At 56.5% G+C, this 16,206-nt stretch carries 19 protein-coding genes; 4 read left to right on the forward strand and 15 right to left on the reverse strand.

The window, feature by feature from the left end; genetic code table 11:
• Positions 1–2 precede the first annotated feature (2 nt).
• A complete protein-coding gene (locus KP004_RS18725) occupies positions 3–398 on the reverse strand; it encodes a type II toxin-antitoxin system VapC family toxin (RefSeq protein ID WP_216799919.1) in 396 nt (131 codons plus the stop codon).
• Positions 385–624, reverse strand: coding sequence for a type II toxin-antitoxin system Phd/YefM family antitoxin (locus tag KP004_RS18730; RefSeq protein WP_216799920.1), 240 nt, complete (start codon positions 622–624; stop codon positions 385–387). The genes KP004_RS18725 and KP004_RS18730 overlap by 14 nt, the downstream gene beginning before the upstream one ends.
• A gap of 310 nt (positions 625–934) precedes the next feature.
• Here KP004_RS18730 and KP004_RS18735 point away from each other — a divergent pair, with 310 nt between their 5' ends.
• A complete protein-coding gene (locus KP004_RS18735) occupies positions 935–3,247 on the forward strand; it encodes a hypothetical protein (protein ID WP_216799921.1) in 2,313 nt (770 codons plus the stop codon).
• 183 nt (positions 3,248–3,430) lie between these two features.
• Here the strand turns inward: KP004_RS18735 and KP004_RS18740 are convergent, their stop codons facing one another.
• From KP004_RS18740 to KP004_RS18760, 5 genes are all read right to left on the reverse strand, one after another.
• Entirely contained in the window at positions 3,431–3,916 is a 486-nt protein-coding gene (locus KP004_RS18740; protein WP_216799922.1) for a VOC family protein, read from the reverse strand.
• Between the two features lie 36 nt (positions 3,917–3,952).
• A complete protein-coding gene (locus KP004_RS18745; protein ID WP_239026860.1) occupies positions 3,953–4,213 on the reverse strand; it encodes a HigA family addiction module antitoxin in 261 nt (86 codons plus the stop codon).
• 62 nt (positions 4,214–4,275) lie between these two features.
• Entirely contained in the window at positions 4,276–4,557 is a 282-nt protein-coding gene (locus tag KP004_RS18750) for a type II toxin-antitoxin system RelE/ParE family toxin (protein WP_199390331.1), read from the reverse strand.
• 149 nt (positions 4,558–4,706) lie between these two features.
• Entirely contained in the window at positions 4,707–5,972 is a 1,266-nt protein-coding gene (locus KP004_RS18755; RefSeq protein ID WP_216799923.1) for a hypothetical protein, read from the reverse strand.
• A 492-nt stretch (positions 5,973–6,464) separates the two neighbouring features.
• On the reverse strand, positions 6,465–7,016 hold the full coding sequence (locus KP004_RS18760) for a chalcone isomerase family protein (protein WP_216799924.1): 552 nt from the start codon (positions 7,014–7,016) through the stop codon (positions 6,465–6,467).
• Between the two features lie 292 nt (positions 7,017–7,308).
• On the opposite strand from KP004_RS18760, the gene KP004_RS18765 reads away from it, so the two are divergent.
• The 3 genes from KP004_RS18765 to KP004_RS18775 all read left to right on the forward strand — a co-directional run bounded on the left by KP004_RS18765 (position 7,309) and on the right by KP004_RS18775 (position 8,366).
• Positions 7,309–7,602, forward strand: a complete 294-nt coding sequence (locus tag KP004_RS18765; protein ID WP_216799925.1) for a hypothetical protein — start codon at positions 7,309–7,311, stop codon at positions 7,600–7,602.
• A gap of 8 nt (positions 7,603–7,610) precedes the next feature.
• Entirely contained in the window at positions 7,611–7,913 is a 303-nt protein-coding gene (locus KP004_RS18770) for a hypothetical protein (protein WP_216799926.1), read from the forward strand.
• Between the two features lie 276 nt (positions 7,914–8,189).
• Positions 8,190–8,366, forward strand: a complete 177-nt coding sequence (locus KP004_RS18775) for a hypothetical protein (RefSeq protein WP_216799927.1) — start codon at positions 8,190–8,192, stop codon at positions 8,364–8,366.
• A gap of 532 nt (positions 8,367–8,898) precedes the next feature.
• Here KP004_RS18775 and KP004_RS18780 read toward each other — a convergent pair.
• The 8 genes from KP004_RS18780 to KP004_RS18815 all read right to left on the reverse strand — a co-directional run bounded on the left by KP004_RS18780 (position 8,899) and on the right by KP004_RS18815 (position 16,201).
• Positions 8,899–10,395 carry a hypothetical protein gene (locus KP004_RS18780; RefSeq protein WP_216799928.1) on the reverse strand — a complete coding sequence of 499 codons (1,497 nt, stop codon included), beginning with the start codon at positions 10,393–10,395 and terminating at the stop codon, positions 8,899–8,901.
• A 1,173-nt stretch (positions 10,396–11,568) separates the two neighbouring features.
• The gene (locus KP004_RS18785; RefSeq protein WP_216799929.1) at positions 11,569–11,898 is read right to left on the reverse strand and encodes a hypothetical protein; all 330 of its coding nucleotides are present in this window, start codon (positions 11,896–11,898) and stop codon (positions 11,569–11,571) included.
• Between the two features lie 107 nt (positions 11,899–12,005).
• The gene (locus KP004_RS18790) at positions 12,006–13,010 is read right to left on the reverse strand and encodes a transposase (protein ID WP_216799930.1); all 1,005 of its coding nucleotides are present in this window, start codon (positions 13,008–13,010) and stop codon (positions 12,006–12,008) included.
• 300 nt (positions 13,011–13,310) lie between these two features.
• Positions 13,311–13,859: a hypothetical protein gene (locus KP004_RS18795; protein WP_216799931.1), complete on the reverse strand. Its 549-nt coding sequence runs from the start codon at positions 13,857–13,859 to the stop codon at positions 13,311–13,313.
• A 29-nt stretch (positions 13,860–13,888) separates the two neighbouring features.
• Positions 13,889–14,386: a hypothetical protein gene (locus KP004_RS18800; protein WP_216799932.1), complete on the reverse strand. Its 498-nt coding sequence runs from the start codon at positions 14,384–14,386 to the stop codon at positions 13,889–13,891.
• A 30-nt stretch (positions 14,387–14,416) separates the two neighbouring features.
• A complete protein-coding gene (locus KP004_RS18805) occupies positions 14,417–15,418 on the reverse strand; it encodes a helix-turn-helix domain-containing protein (RefSeq protein ID WP_239026861.1) in 1,002 nt (333 codons plus the stop codon).
• A gap of 31 nt (positions 15,419–15,449) precedes the next feature.
• Positions 15,450–15,803 (reverse strand): transposase, encoded by a 354-nt coding sequence (locus KP004_RS18810; protein ID WP_216799933.1) that lies wholly within the window; start codon positions 15,801–15,803, stop codon positions 15,450–15,452.
• 35 nt (positions 15,804–15,838) lie between these two features.
• Positions 15,839–16,201: a transposase gene (locus KP004_RS18815; protein ID WP_367620741.1), complete on the reverse strand. Its 363-nt coding sequence runs from the start codon at positions 16,199–16,201 to the stop codon at positions 15,839–15,841.
• Between the last annotated feature and the right edge of the window lie 5 nt (positions 16,202–16,206).

Genomic DNA, 16,206 nt, shown 5'->3' on the forward strand with positions numbered 1-16,206 from the left:
CTTCACCACACCGTTTTCAGTGCCTTCATCTCCCGCAGCTTTGTATCGCAGGTAACAAGGCTTGCTTTGTGATGCAAAGCGGTGGCAGCAATTATTCTGTCAGCGGGGTCGCCATGAGCAAAATCAGGGCGGTGGCTTGAATGGTACGCGATGTCGGGGGTTATGGGGAGGACTTTCAACTTGTTTGCGGCTATGATGTCGATGAGAAACTCGCGTGGCGGCATGGGGACTTTCACGCGACCTTTGCTCATGAGCATGGCAATCTCCCATAGGGAGATGTTGCTACAACTCAAGGCCCCCTCCGCCCTCGCCTTTTCCATTTCCTTCACAGCCCTCCGACTCAGTTGGTCCGGCGCCAACGCGTCGAAGATCATGGCGCAGGTGTCAAGGATTACCACTTTCCACCTCCCATACTTCACCGACAGGCGACACCACGTCACCAACCCAGCTCTCTTTCCTGGCGGCTTCCAACCGTAGGCGCGCCTCGCTCGCCTCATCGGCTTCCGGAACGAGCCGTGCGATTACCTTGCCGCGCGAGGTCACCGCCACCTCTTCCCCCGATTTGACTTTCCCCAGGTAAGCCGGCAGGTTATTTCTCAGCTGCGTCACATTCACCTTGATCATCTCACCCCTCCACATGTACAGATGGACCGTACATTTACTGAGACATTTTGTCAATGCAGCAGGCGCAATCCCTCCTTACCAGACACCTTCGACACTCTCTTCCCGGAGCGGGACAAGCTCTATGCCTGCTGCCCCTTCAGCAAATTCCCTACCTTCTTCTTTACCCATCACATTAGACAAGTATAATCTTTCAGTGGTCCGTGCCGCGTAGTTCCAGCAGCCGCGAGGCGGACCTCATTGGCTGTGTTCCGGCGGTCCCAAAGCGGCCGGGGCATCGGGAGTAAAAACTCGTCACAAAAGGAGGATCATCATGTCGAATGGTATTGGCGAAAGGAAGGACCATCGAGGCTCACAACAGAGTGGATGTACCAGACTTGCCGTCTTCGTTTCACTTTGCCTGCTGCTGGTCGCTTCGCTCCTGGCGAGCCGGCCGGCCGGCGCGCAGGAGCAGGAGCCCATCGCGGCTACCGGACACGGCGGTTTCTTCGCGCCCGACGGACATCAGATCCCGGTGACGCTCGACTTCGCCGCCCACGCCCAGGACTGGTACCGCAAGAAACTCACGGCGGCTCTTTCGCCTGCCAAGAAAAGGGAATTCGCCTCCTACGAGAGAAAGCTGCGCGCCGGTCTCGATCTGCGCGGCCAGGACCGGCTCATCCTGCAGCACCAGGCGCTGGAGTGGCTTTTAGCCAACACGAGGCCGGACCAGATCGATGTGCGGACAGTCGCCAAACTGCGCGCGCTGCGCTACGCCATGGAGTGGAAACTCCCGGACAAAGCCGATCTGAAGATGGTGGAAAAGGCGGAGCCCTTCGTCCCGCGCCGGGACGTGCTGCGGCGCATCGAGTCCCTCCGCTTTAAGCCCTTCAAGCCTCCCCAGGTGACGGTGCTCTCCGCCACCGTCAATTCGGGCCAAGCCTATCTCGCCGAATGCAGCGCTGCCGGGGTTCCGACTCCGCCCACCATCAACGTGATGGATCCCAACGGCACCAACGGCTGGAAATCCCAGGGCTTCATACCCCAGTCCACCCAGTTCATCGTCGGTTCGCCGGCCGAGGTACGCACCTACAAGAGTTCGGCACCGGAAGGGATGTGCTACGCCCTGCCCAGGTACACCGACGCCACCTTGAGCACGGTCGCCCTGGACGGTGTAATCTGCATCGGCAAGCAAAGTTCCAAGGCCTGCTTCTGGGACAACCAGTGGACCGTCGGCGGCGTGACGCAATCCTTCTCGTTCCCCGCCGGGACCCAGATCCCCATCGGTGTCCCCACCACGGCCGGAGGAAAGTACCAGGCAGGCGGCAAGGAGATCGAGCCCGGCGCCGGCGGCATCTGCACCGATTGCCATGCCGGCGAGAACCCGTACATCATCCACCCCAACGCGAACCTCGCTTCCGGCGGCTCGACGCTGCTGTGGGGGAGCCTCTCCGGTGCACCGCAGAACCTCCCCTCCATGCCGGTGTACCGCTACGATCCATTGGTGGGAGGATCCTGGCCGCAAAACCAGTTGTCCCAGGCCGGCTCGACGCTCCCCTCACAGTGCAGCCCGTGCCACGTCAAGGGAAGCGCGGGGCGTTTCCCGCACCTGTCCAACAAGCTCCCCTCTTACTGCGGCACCATCCTCACCAAGGCCTTCACCAGCACCATGCCCCCGGGAAGTCCAGGCAGCGCCGCCGCGGCGGCAACCACCTTCAGGGACACTTGGTGCGGCGGTCCTCCTAACGCGAGTTCGGCCGACGCAGGCGACCCGCATCTCACCACCGTCAACGGAATAAACTACGACTTCCAGGCGGCGGGTGAGTTCACCCTGCTCAAAAACGAGGACTTCTTCGAACTGCAGGCCCGCCAGAGCCCCGTGCTCACCACCTTCACCCCCGGCGCCAACCCCTACACCGGCCTGGCGAGCTGCGTAAGCCTCAATACCGCCGTCGCGCTACGCATCGGCAAGTACCGCCTCACCTACCAGCCCGTCGGCGGCAACCTCTCCCCGGAGAAACGGATGCAGCTGCGGCTGAACGGAGAACCGGTCCCCCCCGGCAAGGACATCGACTTGGGCCCCGGCAATACCGTCCGAACCGATCGCAGGACCGGCGAGCTCGACGTACGCCTGGCCGACGGCACGCGCGTGGTGGTGATCCCGGTGTTCTGGACCTCGCAAGGCTACTGGTATCTGGACGTGCAGGTATTCAACACCCCGGCGCGTGAAGGGGTCCTGGGCCCCATGCTCGCGTCGGAATGGCTGCCGCGCGCACCCGACGGTTCGAGCTTCGGCCCCAAACCCGTTTCGCTGCTCGACCGGCACCTGCAGCTGAACCACAAGTTCGCCGACGCCTGGCGCGTCGCCAGCGGCACGAGCCTGTTCGACTACGCACCCGGCACCGGCACCGCCGACTTCACCGACGTGAACTGGCCTCCTGAAAGCGGTCAGGCCTGCACCAGCACCACGGTGAAGGGCCCGGTCCCCACAGTCAGGGAGCCGCGTCCCGACCTCGCCAAGAGAGCCTGCTACGGCATCAAGGACAAGACGATTCACCGCAACTGCATCTTCGATGTCACGGTGATGGGAGACCCTTCTGCCGCCAAGGGGCACCGCCGCGCCGACCAGCTCAAAGCCGCACAGTAGCCTTCAGCACCAGGTGCGACAGGCACACCTTCTAAACCAGAGAGAGCCCCTGGCCGATCATGCCAGGGACTCTCTAGCCTGCCCCGTTCTTTCCCTTCAGGCGCCGTCGCTCGCCTCACCCCACCCACAAGCCCGCGATCCACAGCACGTTTGCTGCGCAACCAGCGTTCCCGGCGCCGGGGCTCAGCCCCGGCGGGCGGCCTCGATAGCGGCAACATCGATCTTCACCATCTGCATCATCGCATCGAAGGCGCGCTTGGCGGCTGCAGGATCGGGATCCGTTATCGCCTCCGACAGCACCACCGGCGTAATCTGCCACGAGATGCCCCATTTGTCCCGGCACCAGCCGCACACGATCTCCTGTCCGCCGTTGCCGACGATAGCGTTCCAGTAGCGATCCGTCTCCTCCTGGTCCTCGGTGGCCACCTGGAACGAAAACGCCTCATTGTGCTTCACCTCCGGTCCTCCGTTCAACCCCAGGCACGGGATTCCCATGACGGTGAACTCCACCGTCAGCACATCCCCTTTCTTCCCGGAGGGGTAGTCACCCGGCGCCAGGTGCACCGCGTCGAGCGACGAGTCGGGGAAAGTCTCCGCATAAAAGCGCGCCGCCTCTTCGGCGTCACCGTTGAACCAAAGGCATATCGTGTTCTTTGCCGGCTTTTTCATAGCACTCTCCAGTATAAGCACGCTGCGAGACCACAGCTACGCGGCTTGAAGCGACCGGATCCTGGCGAGTTCTTTTGCCAAATCCTTTTCCGCCTGCCATAGATCAACAGCGCGCTGTGCGTTCAGCCAGAACTCAGGTGTGTTACCGAAAAGGCGGGAAAGTCTCAGGGCCATCCCCGGGCTCAGCGCCCTGCGTTCGCGGAGCAGTTCGTTAATAGTTTGCCGCGACACTCCCAACGTCCCCGCCAGCGTTGCTGCAGTCAACCCATAATCCGGCATGAAGTCTTCGCGCAGCATTGCTCCCGGATGGGTTGGCGGAATTTCTCTTTTGTCTCGGTCACTTTTAAACATGATGCACCTCAATGATAATCCGTTATCTCCACTTCATACGCATCGCCGTTGTGCCAAACAAAACAAATCCGCCACTGGTCATTGATCGAGATGGCATGCTGGCCGTATCGGCTGCCATGCAAAGGATGCAACCTGTTACTCGGAGGCACTTTAAGGTCTTCAAGGACTGAGGCAAGGTCTATGTATTCCAGGCGCCGTCTTGCCCTTCCGAACAAATCGGGAGGTAGCCGCTTAGCCTTACCTGTCAGGAAGAGCTGCTTCGTGTCTTTGTCTGCGAACGTTTTTATCACACCTGCAACTGTAGAGTGTCACGCGTAGCGTGTCAACCTCTTCCCGGCGTCCCCTCCTCTCATAAGACTCTCCTCCAACGAACACGGGCGCACCCCGAATGGGATGCGCCCGTGATGAAGCGATGACGAACGTTTCCGTCCCTACGCGACTACCAGTAGATGAAGGTGCCGATGGCGCCGATGTTGGCGTCCTGGGTGGCGCCGTTGAACCAGCGGTCCTGCGCCCAGGTGTACTCGCCGATCACCTGGACGAACTTGTTCACGTTGTAGGTCACCGCGACCGTGGCCGCCTGCTGCTTCTGGATGTTCAGATCGGCATCGTTGCCGGCCAGTTCAGCCCTGCTCTGGCCGTAGTTGAGTCCCAGTTTCACCACCGGCGTGAGCTGGTAGGTCGCCTGGTTCAGGAAGCCCCAGTTGGTCCTTTCCTTGCCGTCCGCGGAGAGGGCATCCGCCCCCTGCATCCCCAGCATGCCCAGCGCCTTGCCGCCGTAGCAGGAGGTCAGCAACTGGAGCCCGTGGATGTCGAGCTGCACGCCGCCTGCGCCGCCCACCGAAGTCACGTGACCGCCCGGACGAACCGCCGGAACCACGTGCTCGGGTGTGATGCTTCCGTCGGGATTCAAGGTCACCGGAACGGTCACGAACTTCGAATCCGAGAAGCCCGCTTGCTGGTAAAGACCGGAGACCCAGGTCTGCAGCTTGCCGCCGGTGAACGACGTCGTGTAGGAGATCTCGGTTTCCAGGCGCGGGACGTTGCGGATGGTCGCCGCCCCGATGTTGTTGGTGTCGTTCACGCTGAAGGCCACCTTCAGGCCTTTCAGGTCAGGCGTGGTGTACCTGATCTGCGCCCCGAAGTTGGGATAGAGGTAGCCGTAGCCGATGTGTCCCATGGTCGGGCCGCTGTCCACCGGCCCGATCACCCCCGCCCCGAAGAGGGTCATGTCGGTGAGGATGTTCTTCGCCTGGTAGAGGTTGATGGCGCGGCCGGCGAGGATCTGGCCGAATGCGCCGGTCGCGGTCATGTTGATCTCGCGGAAGTCGATGTTGGGCGAGAGGTCGGTGCGGCTGCCGCCGTTGTTCTGAACCTGCGGGTAGAGTCCCAGGCGCACCGCGTAATCCACCCCGTTGGTGGTGGGAGCCTGGATGTTGAGCCCGAAGCCCACCGGCAAAAGGCCCGTCCTCACCCGGAACTGCTGCTGGTTTTCCCCGGTGCCCGTCTGATCGCCGCCGATCTCCCCGCCGATGACTCCTGCCGGGCGGGTACCGACCGATTCATAGGTGGCGAACACGTTGAGGAAGCCGTCCGTGGAGAACTTCCATCCGTTGGCCCCGCCTATCTCGAAAGCCTGCACCGAATGTGCGCTCGCTGCGACAGCCAGGACCGCTGCCAGCATGGTGATGTTCTTCTTCTGCATTTTCCCTCCTGGTTTTATTGATTCCATTACAACGACTGAATGTATGTGAAAGCATGGCCTCTGTAACAACCGCTGCCGACCCACCTGCTATAAATGTGTTTTTGTATGACATTATTCGGAGGCTTGTGAAGCGGACACAGCCCACTTCGCCTGTGCAAGTACTTCAGCAGCTGTCAAATCAAATTGTGCATACAGTTAAATAGAATGGCTTTATAGCAACAGCCATACCTAGATCAGTCTACCGGTGTCATTTCACCGGCGAACGGCCATTACTGTGCGTAAACAAAGGGGAGTTAGTCAGGCAGGTGTATCCGGATAGAAAGGGGTATGTTGCGCAATGGAATAAAACGGAACAGCGAAAACGGTCCAAGCTGGAACAAGTCACGTTTTTGGAACAGCGAGATACCGTCAAAGTGTGGCAGGCAAGCGGGCTCCCCGAAAACCGGCCCCGCGTCGAATCTGCGTTTCCAGTCGTCGTACCCGACGGTGTAGTTACTTGCCCAGCAACCCTTTCTTCAGGTTTTCGTCGGCGGGGTGGTCCCCGAGATAGATGGCGAGGATGGCAGTGGCGAGGGGGTACGAGACCAGGGTGCCGAGGATTTTGCCGTTGTGCTTCGCGACGACGTTGCCGTTGCCGCCCAGAAAGATGTCGACCCGGTCGCCGCGCTTGAAGTCGCTGGTGAAAAGCGAAAGAAACGCCTTCACCTCCGCGGCATTGGCGAAGTCGGGCGTGTTGTTGCGAAAGCCTTCCCGGAATGCCTCCACGATCTTCTCCTTCTCCACCTTCGGGTACACGAAGTCCATCCTGATCAGCTTGTCCCCCGTGTCGTCGAGTGCTTCGGTACTGCTGGTCAGGCGTCTCGTCGCATATAGCGACCCCACGTAGATCTTGAAGAAGAATTTCTTCCTGATGCCGCTGCCGTTCAGCTGCAGCGCCTCGGAGTCCACCAGCACCTGGGGTTCGACCTTCACCCCTTCGATTTCCATCGCCGGAGCAGTGCTGACGACAAACACCACCAGGATCAACGCAAGTAGCAGTCTCATAGTTGCTTGCCTCCAATGCCTTATGGTCTTTTTGCGCTCATTCAGGGAGAAGTGATCATACCCGGCAGTCATCTCCGTCCCTCTGCAGTACAAGGTGGTCGAAGGGGCTATCGCGCCGTGGTCCACGGCGCTAGATTAGATCACGCCAACAGGTTGTCAAGCGTCTTCAACTGTATCATGCACGAATGACATGCTCGCAACGGGGCAGATTTTTTCTTACCGCGCTGGTTGACAGACATCAACTTTATTGTCATTTATTAATGATCATTCATATTGTGAACAGGAGGAAGTCATGGGATTTGAACTGGAGTCGCTGTACCAGGCAATGACGTTCGCGCTGGTTGATCTCGTAGCAGGCAATGAACAGGAGCGTGGTGTTGATATCGGCACTCGCGGCGACACTGCGCGGATCAGGGTGTTGGAATCGACCGGCGAAGTAGTGATGACTGTGTATGGGACCGGGTACAGTGAGGTTGGTGAGCAGTTTGTGCTTTCCTGCCTGAAAAGGCTCAGCGTGCAGCGCCTGGGCGAACTGCACAAAACACCGTTAAAGAAAGCCGCGCCGCTCACACTTGCCAAAGGATAGGAGGGGGTATGGAAACCGGAAAGTTCGAGATTACAAAACTGTGGGAAAGTATCGCCTTGAGCCTATTGCAACTCTGCATGCGCGATGTAGGCGACAAGGATTTCGGCGTGTTGCTTCTGGGGGAAGACATCCACCTGAAGGTGACTTCTCTCTCTACTGACACGGAAATCAACGTCGTAGGGGGAACGGAATACAACGACCTTGCAGAACAATTGGTACTTGCGTGTCTTCAAAAGCTCAGCGCCGGGGACCTCGTCGCACTGCACCTGAAAGAACTGAACAACGAAGCCGACGTGCTGAAGCCGGCATAGCTCCTCATCTTTCTCCATCTACGGGTTCAACACCAGTGGGCGCTGTTGCGACAACATGGTCCTTGACCAGATTTGCGCGGGCTGTCGTATATCCAGGTCAGCCGAAGGGTGACGGCGGGTACACATACACAAGCCGTAATGGGGAAGACAAGATAATGCCTTAGTCACGGTTTGGACGGAGGATTATCTTAACGCGAAGTGGAGTAACATGTGGGAAGAGTTTCCTTCGAGCATCATCGTAGATACAAGCACCAATCTGAATGATAGGAGAGGCAGATGACCCAGCGGAGAAGATTTGTGCCCGGAGAAGAGAGGAAGACAACCTTCAGTTACGCGCCGCTCCGGATCTTTGAGGCGTCCAAGGTCGAGGAGGTCATGGCGAAATCTGAGGAACCGGGACAACAACTCGAGTTCGACTGCAAAGACGTAAAAAGCCCTGACATCCGTATTTAACCCACCGGCTCAAGGAACAACAAGGGGCAGCGCTCGACGGTTTGTGATCCGTCAAGTGCTGCCCCTTCCCTTTTGCCGGAGGCATCAGGCCCGCCGTGACTTTTTCAGTTCTTCACGATCCGGAGCGAGTTTTTCGTACCATCTGCTTTGCCGTGTGTCCCGCCCCGAACAACAGAACTCATATATACAGAAATTTTTAAATTGGACTTGACATAGCGTAACTCCACCTGCTACTAGACCGTAAACATAGCGAATACAGAATCTGTCACCGACAAAGGTAAAACACGGGTAACCGTGCGGCACAGAGCTACCTTCCAGTCTTCACACTGGGCAGAGGGGCAGACAACAGCAAAGCCCTGAAACGTTAGCGCGAGGCGACGCGCGACAAAAACCCCTTCAGTGCTTGCCCGACGTGCAACAGAAACCGGTCCCGCCAGGTACCGTCACAAAAACGGGCGCATCCCGCATGGGATGCGCCCGCAATGAAGCAGCAGATAAGCACCGTCCACCCCGCTCCGGGGCAGGTCCCGGACTAAAACAGCGGCGCGGCAGCCGGGAGGCTCGCCGAATCGATCCCTTCACAGTTCGCATTGTCTACGCTCAGATTACCCTGGGCATCCAGCCGCACGGTCCAGATCGTATCGTAATCCGTCGATAGCCAGTCCGTCCATCCGTCCGGCAGTGCGGCGTAGTTGCCGCCGTAGCTCTCGATGAGCTTTTTGAGAAACGGCTTGATGTGACCGGATTCCCACGCTACCAGCACCGTCTTGTTGGAGAACGTCCCTCCGGTGAAGAAAAAGTCCTTGGTGGCCTCAGCCACGGTGTCGTCGGTCGGAGTGAATGCCGACCCCAGTGAGAAGGTACTCGCCAGGTGATAAGGGAGGTTGTTGGCAATCGCATACGGCAGCACGGTGAGCGAGGGACGGATATAGGAAACGTTCATGGCCCCGTTGGGATACCAGGTGCCGGCAGGATCTATGGAGTAAATCATGTCCGGCCTGGTTATCTTGTCCTTCAGCGCATTGGCGAGTGAGAGTGCACGCCATTGCCCCGCACCCACGTAGTTGCCGTTGTCGAAACGAGCACCGGGACCCGGGTGCGCCTCCGCATGCCGAACGATGTAGACGGTGGCATTGGTATTCATATGGGCGGGGACGGTCACGCCGTTTTGTCCGGCAACCCTCGAATAGGAAAGAGGGCTGTCGGTGCACGCGACCGTCGCCACCGGCGCAGGGAGAACGGGATAGGACGATGACGGCTTCACCCGGCTGTTGTAGGTGAGCAGGCGCGCAGCTCCGGTGGGGGGGATCGATATCGCGTGGATATAGTTGCTCCCCTGGTAGGCGGCCGGTAGCGCCAGACGATAGCCATACCTGGTGTTGATGGACCTAAGCAGGGCATTGACCGTCTCCCACGGCGCGGAAAACACGAAATAACCCGTTCTCCTGTTATCGATGATGCTGTAGGCCAGCGCCTCGTTGGCAGCTCCGGCATTGTGGAAATCGAGCCCGGTGCTGTCGGGGCTGTAACGGGGAAGGATCGGCAGGGGCGCGGTGGGTGGGACCACTCCGTCCGGGACCTGCCCTTGTCCGTACGATGCCTTGATCGGGTAAGTGTTGCCGGTGTAGGTGGTTCCGTTTTGGTCAATCGGCAGGGTCGTCTGGTTCAGGAGGGCAAACTGCTGGATGAACCCCAGGGGCGCCATGTCGGGATATCCGTACGCCGTCTGCAGATGGGTCATCGGCTCAAGGGCATAGATACCGGTGACGTTGCCTCCCCCGAGCACCTGCTGTTTCAGGTAGCTCGCCAGGAGGAGCGAACGATGCAGTCCCTGACTGGTGAGGTTCGCTGTATCGGCGGCCACGTCCCCGCTTTCGTGATAGGCGAGATCGGGGCTGACCACGAAAATCAGGTTGGTATGATCGGCATCAAGCGGCTGCGGTGAGGACGACGCAGAGCCGCACCCTCCAACAGACAGCACCATAGCCAGGTACAGCAGCAACGACATCACGACAGGCATCTTCCTCATAGACGACCTCCAGGACGCGATACTGGTCCACAACGTCTTGGACGTGTGGTGCTCGAATGTAAGCTGCATAGAGACCCGGCAGGATTGGCAGCAGGCAGCATGTCCGGGTACAAGGTCAGAAAGCTGTAGAGAAGGTATCGCCAGGCGGGTTACGGGCACCGTGGCAGTCTTTAATTAGAGAGCACAATGCCATCCTTATCGTCACAGGAGAGGTGTCCTTGAGGGAAATATTTGTCCATTCGAATACCCAAATTTGCGAGAGGAAGGATGCCGATGCAGCATCAGGCCGGCCGTGACCGGGCAAGATGCTGCGGGAGGTAAGGATTTAAGCGAGGGGAATAGTGCAGGCTTGGATTCTTATTTAGTTCTTCACGACCTGGGCGAGTTTTCGCACCATCTGCTTTGCCGTGACTCCCGGGATCTGCTTTGCAGCCAAATCTTTTGACGCCTGCTTGAAGTCGTCCCGCACCTGGACGCCGGTAGCCTGTTTGCCGTCAGGAAATCAAGAAATTGATGCCGTATCGGGAAGAGTTTAAGGGAGCAGTTGAGTTCTATATTGGACGATTGAGCCAGGTGAACTTCAAGTTGAATGGTTCAACGGTTACACAGAGATACTCAGAATCCTTTTTTTAGGGACCGATGGATTCACTGCGCTCTCGTAAGCCAGTCTTGCTTGCAGGTGGTAGGATTTGGGATCTGGGGCAGGAAGGGGCAACGGCGTGGGATCGACTATATTTTCTATTCTTCTTGGTATCGAATAACTGTAGTCTGGTACAACATCTACAGCCACTAATCCGGCGTCGACATCAGCTTTACTGCTTACGTGTATCACAGCAGATCTATTATTGCTGCTGTGAAATTGTACTTGCTTGGGCTGAGCGTTGATTAGCCCAAGCTCACGAGAAAAATTACTGCGACTATCCGCTAAAATGATAATGTCAGACATCGAAATTCCAAATGCTACATTACAAAAAAATTATCAGACCACATAAGCTTTTAAAATAAGCTCAATACGGCAGTAAGAAAACCTGCCTACAAAGCAATGATTCATATCATACACAAATAAGTATTTCCACTTAATTCAACAGGACCCATCATTTGGCTCCACTCCGTGCCACGCCACGGCTGTTGCGAGCAAGCGCAAAAAGGCTGAAAAGGCTGGGGTCAGGCTTGCTAAGTTTCAAAGTCGATAAGATTTTCCTTCAATTGCTTCATCCGTTCAGCAAGATCGGCATTGCCCTTGGACTTATCGGTGAGCCTGGCGATTGACGAGCTCAGACTCGTGACGTCCCGACCTAAGATATGGCCAAGATCGGTAAGGGTGTCGTCGCTCATTTCCCTCACCGCCCAAGCAGCCATGCTGCCGGCTTCCGCCATCTTAAAGCTCCGGTCTGCGTTAACCAGACCGTCTTCAGGCAGCCCGTAAATGCGTTCCACTGCCCTTAAAACATCCGCTATACAAGGTTTCTTCAATTGCTCCGGCCCCATCTTCTCAACGACCATGTCAATAAATTCATCTGGACCTAGAAGCCGCGAGTCAGCGGTGTCTCCTCTACTGAAAGCCTCGCAAGAAACAGCAGGGGGACGCCCATGAAATTATGCGTTTCTCTCTAATCCCTCAACTCCCACCCCTTCGCGGCAGCTAAAGCCTCGCCGCGAGCGGCCGATCTACTTACTGATGACTGCGTAATGCCGAGCTTGATGGCGACCTCAGTTTCAGTCATGCCTAACTCAGACGTTGCCCAGTAGCACAAAAGACTTCTTGCCTTCACGAGCAAAGGTTCTTTGCCGTGTTGGCAAACTCGCGCGTCATCCATCTTCAGCAACCGCGCAACTCGGGCCACGGCGTGCTCAAAATCAAACCCTTCCGTCCGGTACGCACTTGTCCTCTCGACATACTCTTCCGCCCGCTGTAATACCCGCTCAACAAACTCACTATCACCAAGGATACGCTCATCACTTTTCAAGAAGATGCCGGCGCGACGAGCAGCAATGACCTCCTCCCATCCACCAGCACTTCGCACCATACCTCCACCCGTGAGATCCTGCCTCTTCCCAGTTTTCAGTCCTTCCGCGACGAAATTCTCATAGTTACAGCGTGCATCATGCTCATTGCTCCCGAATCTGCCAAGGACCTCCGAGGTCTCTTGCCATGCGTACTTCGTGTCGCCTAGCAGTTGACCATGTCCACAAAACCTATGGCGTCGCAATTCAGGCAAGGTGTCAACGATTCCTGCCCGGATCGGGTTCAGGTGGATATACCGTACCAGTTCAAGCAGGTATAGATCCATTTGGCAGAGGATGGATTTGTATCGATTTTGGAAGAGGTGGCCCGAGCGGTTGTGACGATGATTGAACTCTACTGCGTAACCCGTTGTGAGGCGGCGCATGACGTCGGAGATGGGAGTATTGCCGGTTTGGAGAAGAAGATGAAAGTGGTTGGGGATAAGCGCCCAGGCAAAGCAGCGAGTCGAAGACTTCTTCAGGACGTGCCCCAGGCGCAGCAGAAACCGGTCCCGGTCAGTGTCATCGAGAAAGATCTTTCTCCGCTCGATGCCACGACAAATGATGTGATGGCATGCACCAGGAGCGTCTATGCGGGCTTGTCGAGGCATGGCAACAAGGTTGCCACACCCCTTTTACATTAGCAACGGGCACACCAGGTGGAGAAGGCAGCAGAGAAATGCATAATTTCATGGGCATCCCCCTGTCTCCCCTCTTACATTAGCAACGGGCACCCCAGATAGAGAAGGAGGCAGAGAAACGCATAATTTCATGGGCGTCCCCCTGCCTCTATGGGCGTCCCCCTGCCTCTCTTTAGCCAAAAATAACCCAACTTTGCGACTTTGCAAGCCTAATCCCAGATCCCCCCGTCTCTCTGCCAGCCCCTGCCGCCAACGACCTCCGATTTTCCGTCACTTGACCCGCCGGTGACCGGACAACGGACGCGTAGTTGGTATTTTATATTTGCGATCGCTATCATCCCATTTCAGGGGAGCATAATGGTAATCGCCAGACACAGTCGGGTCGGCAACATCTACCCTAATTTCAGTAGGAATGCCAGATTTCCACTTCCCGTACCTAACATATACGCTGTTAACATAGCTAGCCGGGTAGAGCTCCGGAAGCGTGCCACATTGCCGAAACTGGTGGTCGACCAAAATGGGCAGGGGGAACTCCTCCCAGGTCTGCTTCCTATTAGCATCAAGATATTCATGCGACCATATTGAAACCATTGATATTGTGGCGTCGGAACCCTTGCTTTTTGTGAGGCCGCAAGTTTTGACGAACCCTCTGTATTTGTGCCATTTAGCCGGAAGTAGCCTCAATTCTCCGTCAGACAGGACCACACACGTGTCATCTTTCACGTCCACAAAATTGGCGTCCCCCGCATCGGCAACTGCAAACATTGAAAGCAGTCCTGTTATCCCTATCATTGCGTAGTAAAGAAGCCTCCTTAACATCAATGCCTCCTATCCGTGGAAACTCTTTGTCAGGGCCCGACATATTTCCAAAAGCGGACCCTGTCAAACTTATTAGGCCAAGGGTCCATGACTGTCTTATCCCCTTTGCTTCTTGCACCAGGCCAAGTGCCCATTGAAGTTGACATAGCTAATGGGTAGACACCTAGACTGCGGGCTTCTTCCATCTTTCCGGTCTTCCGGTCCGCATAATGGTAGCCACCACTCGATTTCGGTGGGCCTGGGTACACAACTATTACATGCCCGTGATTGTTCTCGATCATTCCGCCGACCACAAGAACGCCTTCGTTTGCCAATTTACCTACTTCAAAAACCCGCACTTCTTGCCATCTTGGGTCGGTAAATAAAGTAGTAACAAGGGCATTCGCTGTCATATATGGTTGAGTCGGGAGATATCCCTTTATGACGTGCCAAACGGCATGACTACATGAGTTCGGATGTTTAGCAAATGCTTCGTCGCACCGGGCTTTCAGGCCATGACATCGTTGGCAGTCGTCTTTCTCTGACATTCTTCCTCCTGCCTCGCAGTTGCCGAGCATTCACCCTTGGAGGGACGTTGTTGAGATTTTGATATTTCTCAGAATGGCTTTTGTATCCTCACCCTCGATGAGGGCTTCCCCCCTTCGTGCTGCCACGGTGACTCCAGACGGGGTGACATTTAGAAGACGCGCTATACCAACGCCGCTGTAACCCATTAGCCGTTCCGCCACAAAGCATGCTACTGCCCTCGCGTGCGATATCGTTCTCTTCTTGTTGGGATGGCAGAGCTGTTCAAAACTAATTTTGTAGTGGCTTGCGACCGCTTGTAGTACAGACTCAAGTGCAGGTGGGAGGTCATGTTGCGGTTCTTGCACCGAGCATATCTCTTCCACGAATGTGCCGCTGCCAAGGACTCGCTCGTCAAAGGCTTCTTTACCAGGCTCAGTCTCAAGAAAGCGTGAACTTCGATACATGCCCCCGCCGGCAAATTCCTCCCGGTGACCAACAGGCGCAGCATCCTTTACAAATGACTCATACCGCGACATTGCCATCTTTGGCGTCTCTCCAAAATAAGACAATACCTCCATCGTCGCCTGCCCGTTCAATTGGCGTCTTCCCATCAAGACGCAATGGCCGCTCCAGGGGTACCCAAGAAGGTCCTCCACGTCGTCTACTAAACCAGCTCGAAGAGGGTTTAGATGTATGTATCGAACCAACTCCAAGAGGTAAGGCTCCTCTTCGCACACAATCGATTTGTAACGATTCTGGAATAGATGACCTACCCGGTGATGACGCTTGTTGAAGGTTACAGCGTATCCGGTAAGAAGGCGGCGCATGAAGGAAGAGAGTTTAACGCGCTGTGGTCTTAGCAGGAGGTGAAGATGATTGGTCATCAGGACCCATGCTAGGCATGCTGTGTTCGTCTTGATGAGTAGAATCGATAGGCGGTCAAGGAAAGAGTGGCGGTCCTTGTCATCGATGAAGATATCACACTTCTCGATGCCTCGGACCATGACATGCTGCAGGACACCGACGGCATCAAGGCGGGCAAGTCTGGGCATACCTGCAACATTAACACTAGCCAATCAAAAGTCAAAATCTCAACAACGTCCCCCAAGGCGACTCGCAGACGATAGATTTGTAACGGTTTTGGAAAAGATAGCCGTTGCGGTGATGGCGAAGGTTGAAGGTTACGGCATGCGCGGTCAAGAGTCTGCGCATGAAGCGGGCGAGGTTGGTTTGGCTGGGCCGAAGCAGCAGGTGAAGGTGGTTGGACATCAAAGCCCAGGCAAGACAGTCCATCTCCATCTTTACGAGGAGTTCGGTAAAACGATCGACAAAAGACTGGCGATCCCTGGTATCGAGAAAGATGTCACGTCGCTCTATACCCCTGACGATGACGTGCTGAAGGACGCCGGCTATGTCAAGGCGTGCGGCTCGTGGCATGCATCCCAGCCTACCAGCCAACGCCTTAAAGTCAACTAATCAACACCGTCCCCCCTGCCTCCCCCTTCGTCCGCGTCCACAAGGATCGCCCTGTATCGTCCTTGGAAGAGGGGACCGACTCTGTTCTGTCGCCAGTTGATCCAACGGGTATACCTGAACGCAAGGTTCTGGATGATCCTTGGTAGCGGGATCTCGGATACTTGGCAAAGAAGATGGACGTGGTTTGTCATCAGACAAAAAGAGAGGATCGAATGGCCAAACCTTTCGATCCCCTCTTGGAGAAGCAGGTAAAATTTGTAGCGGTCTACATTGTCGTAGAAAATGTCCTGCCGGTCATTACCCCGCAGGATCACATGATAGAAAGAACCAGGAAAATGTATCCGCTGTCGGCGCGCCATTAGCC

It is taken from the genome of Geomonas oryzisoli (assembly GCF_018986915.1).
In the GTDB taxonomy this organism is placed as follows: Bacteria; Desulfobacterota; Desulfuromonadia; order Geobacterales; family Geobacteraceae; genus Geomonas; species Geomonas oryzisoli.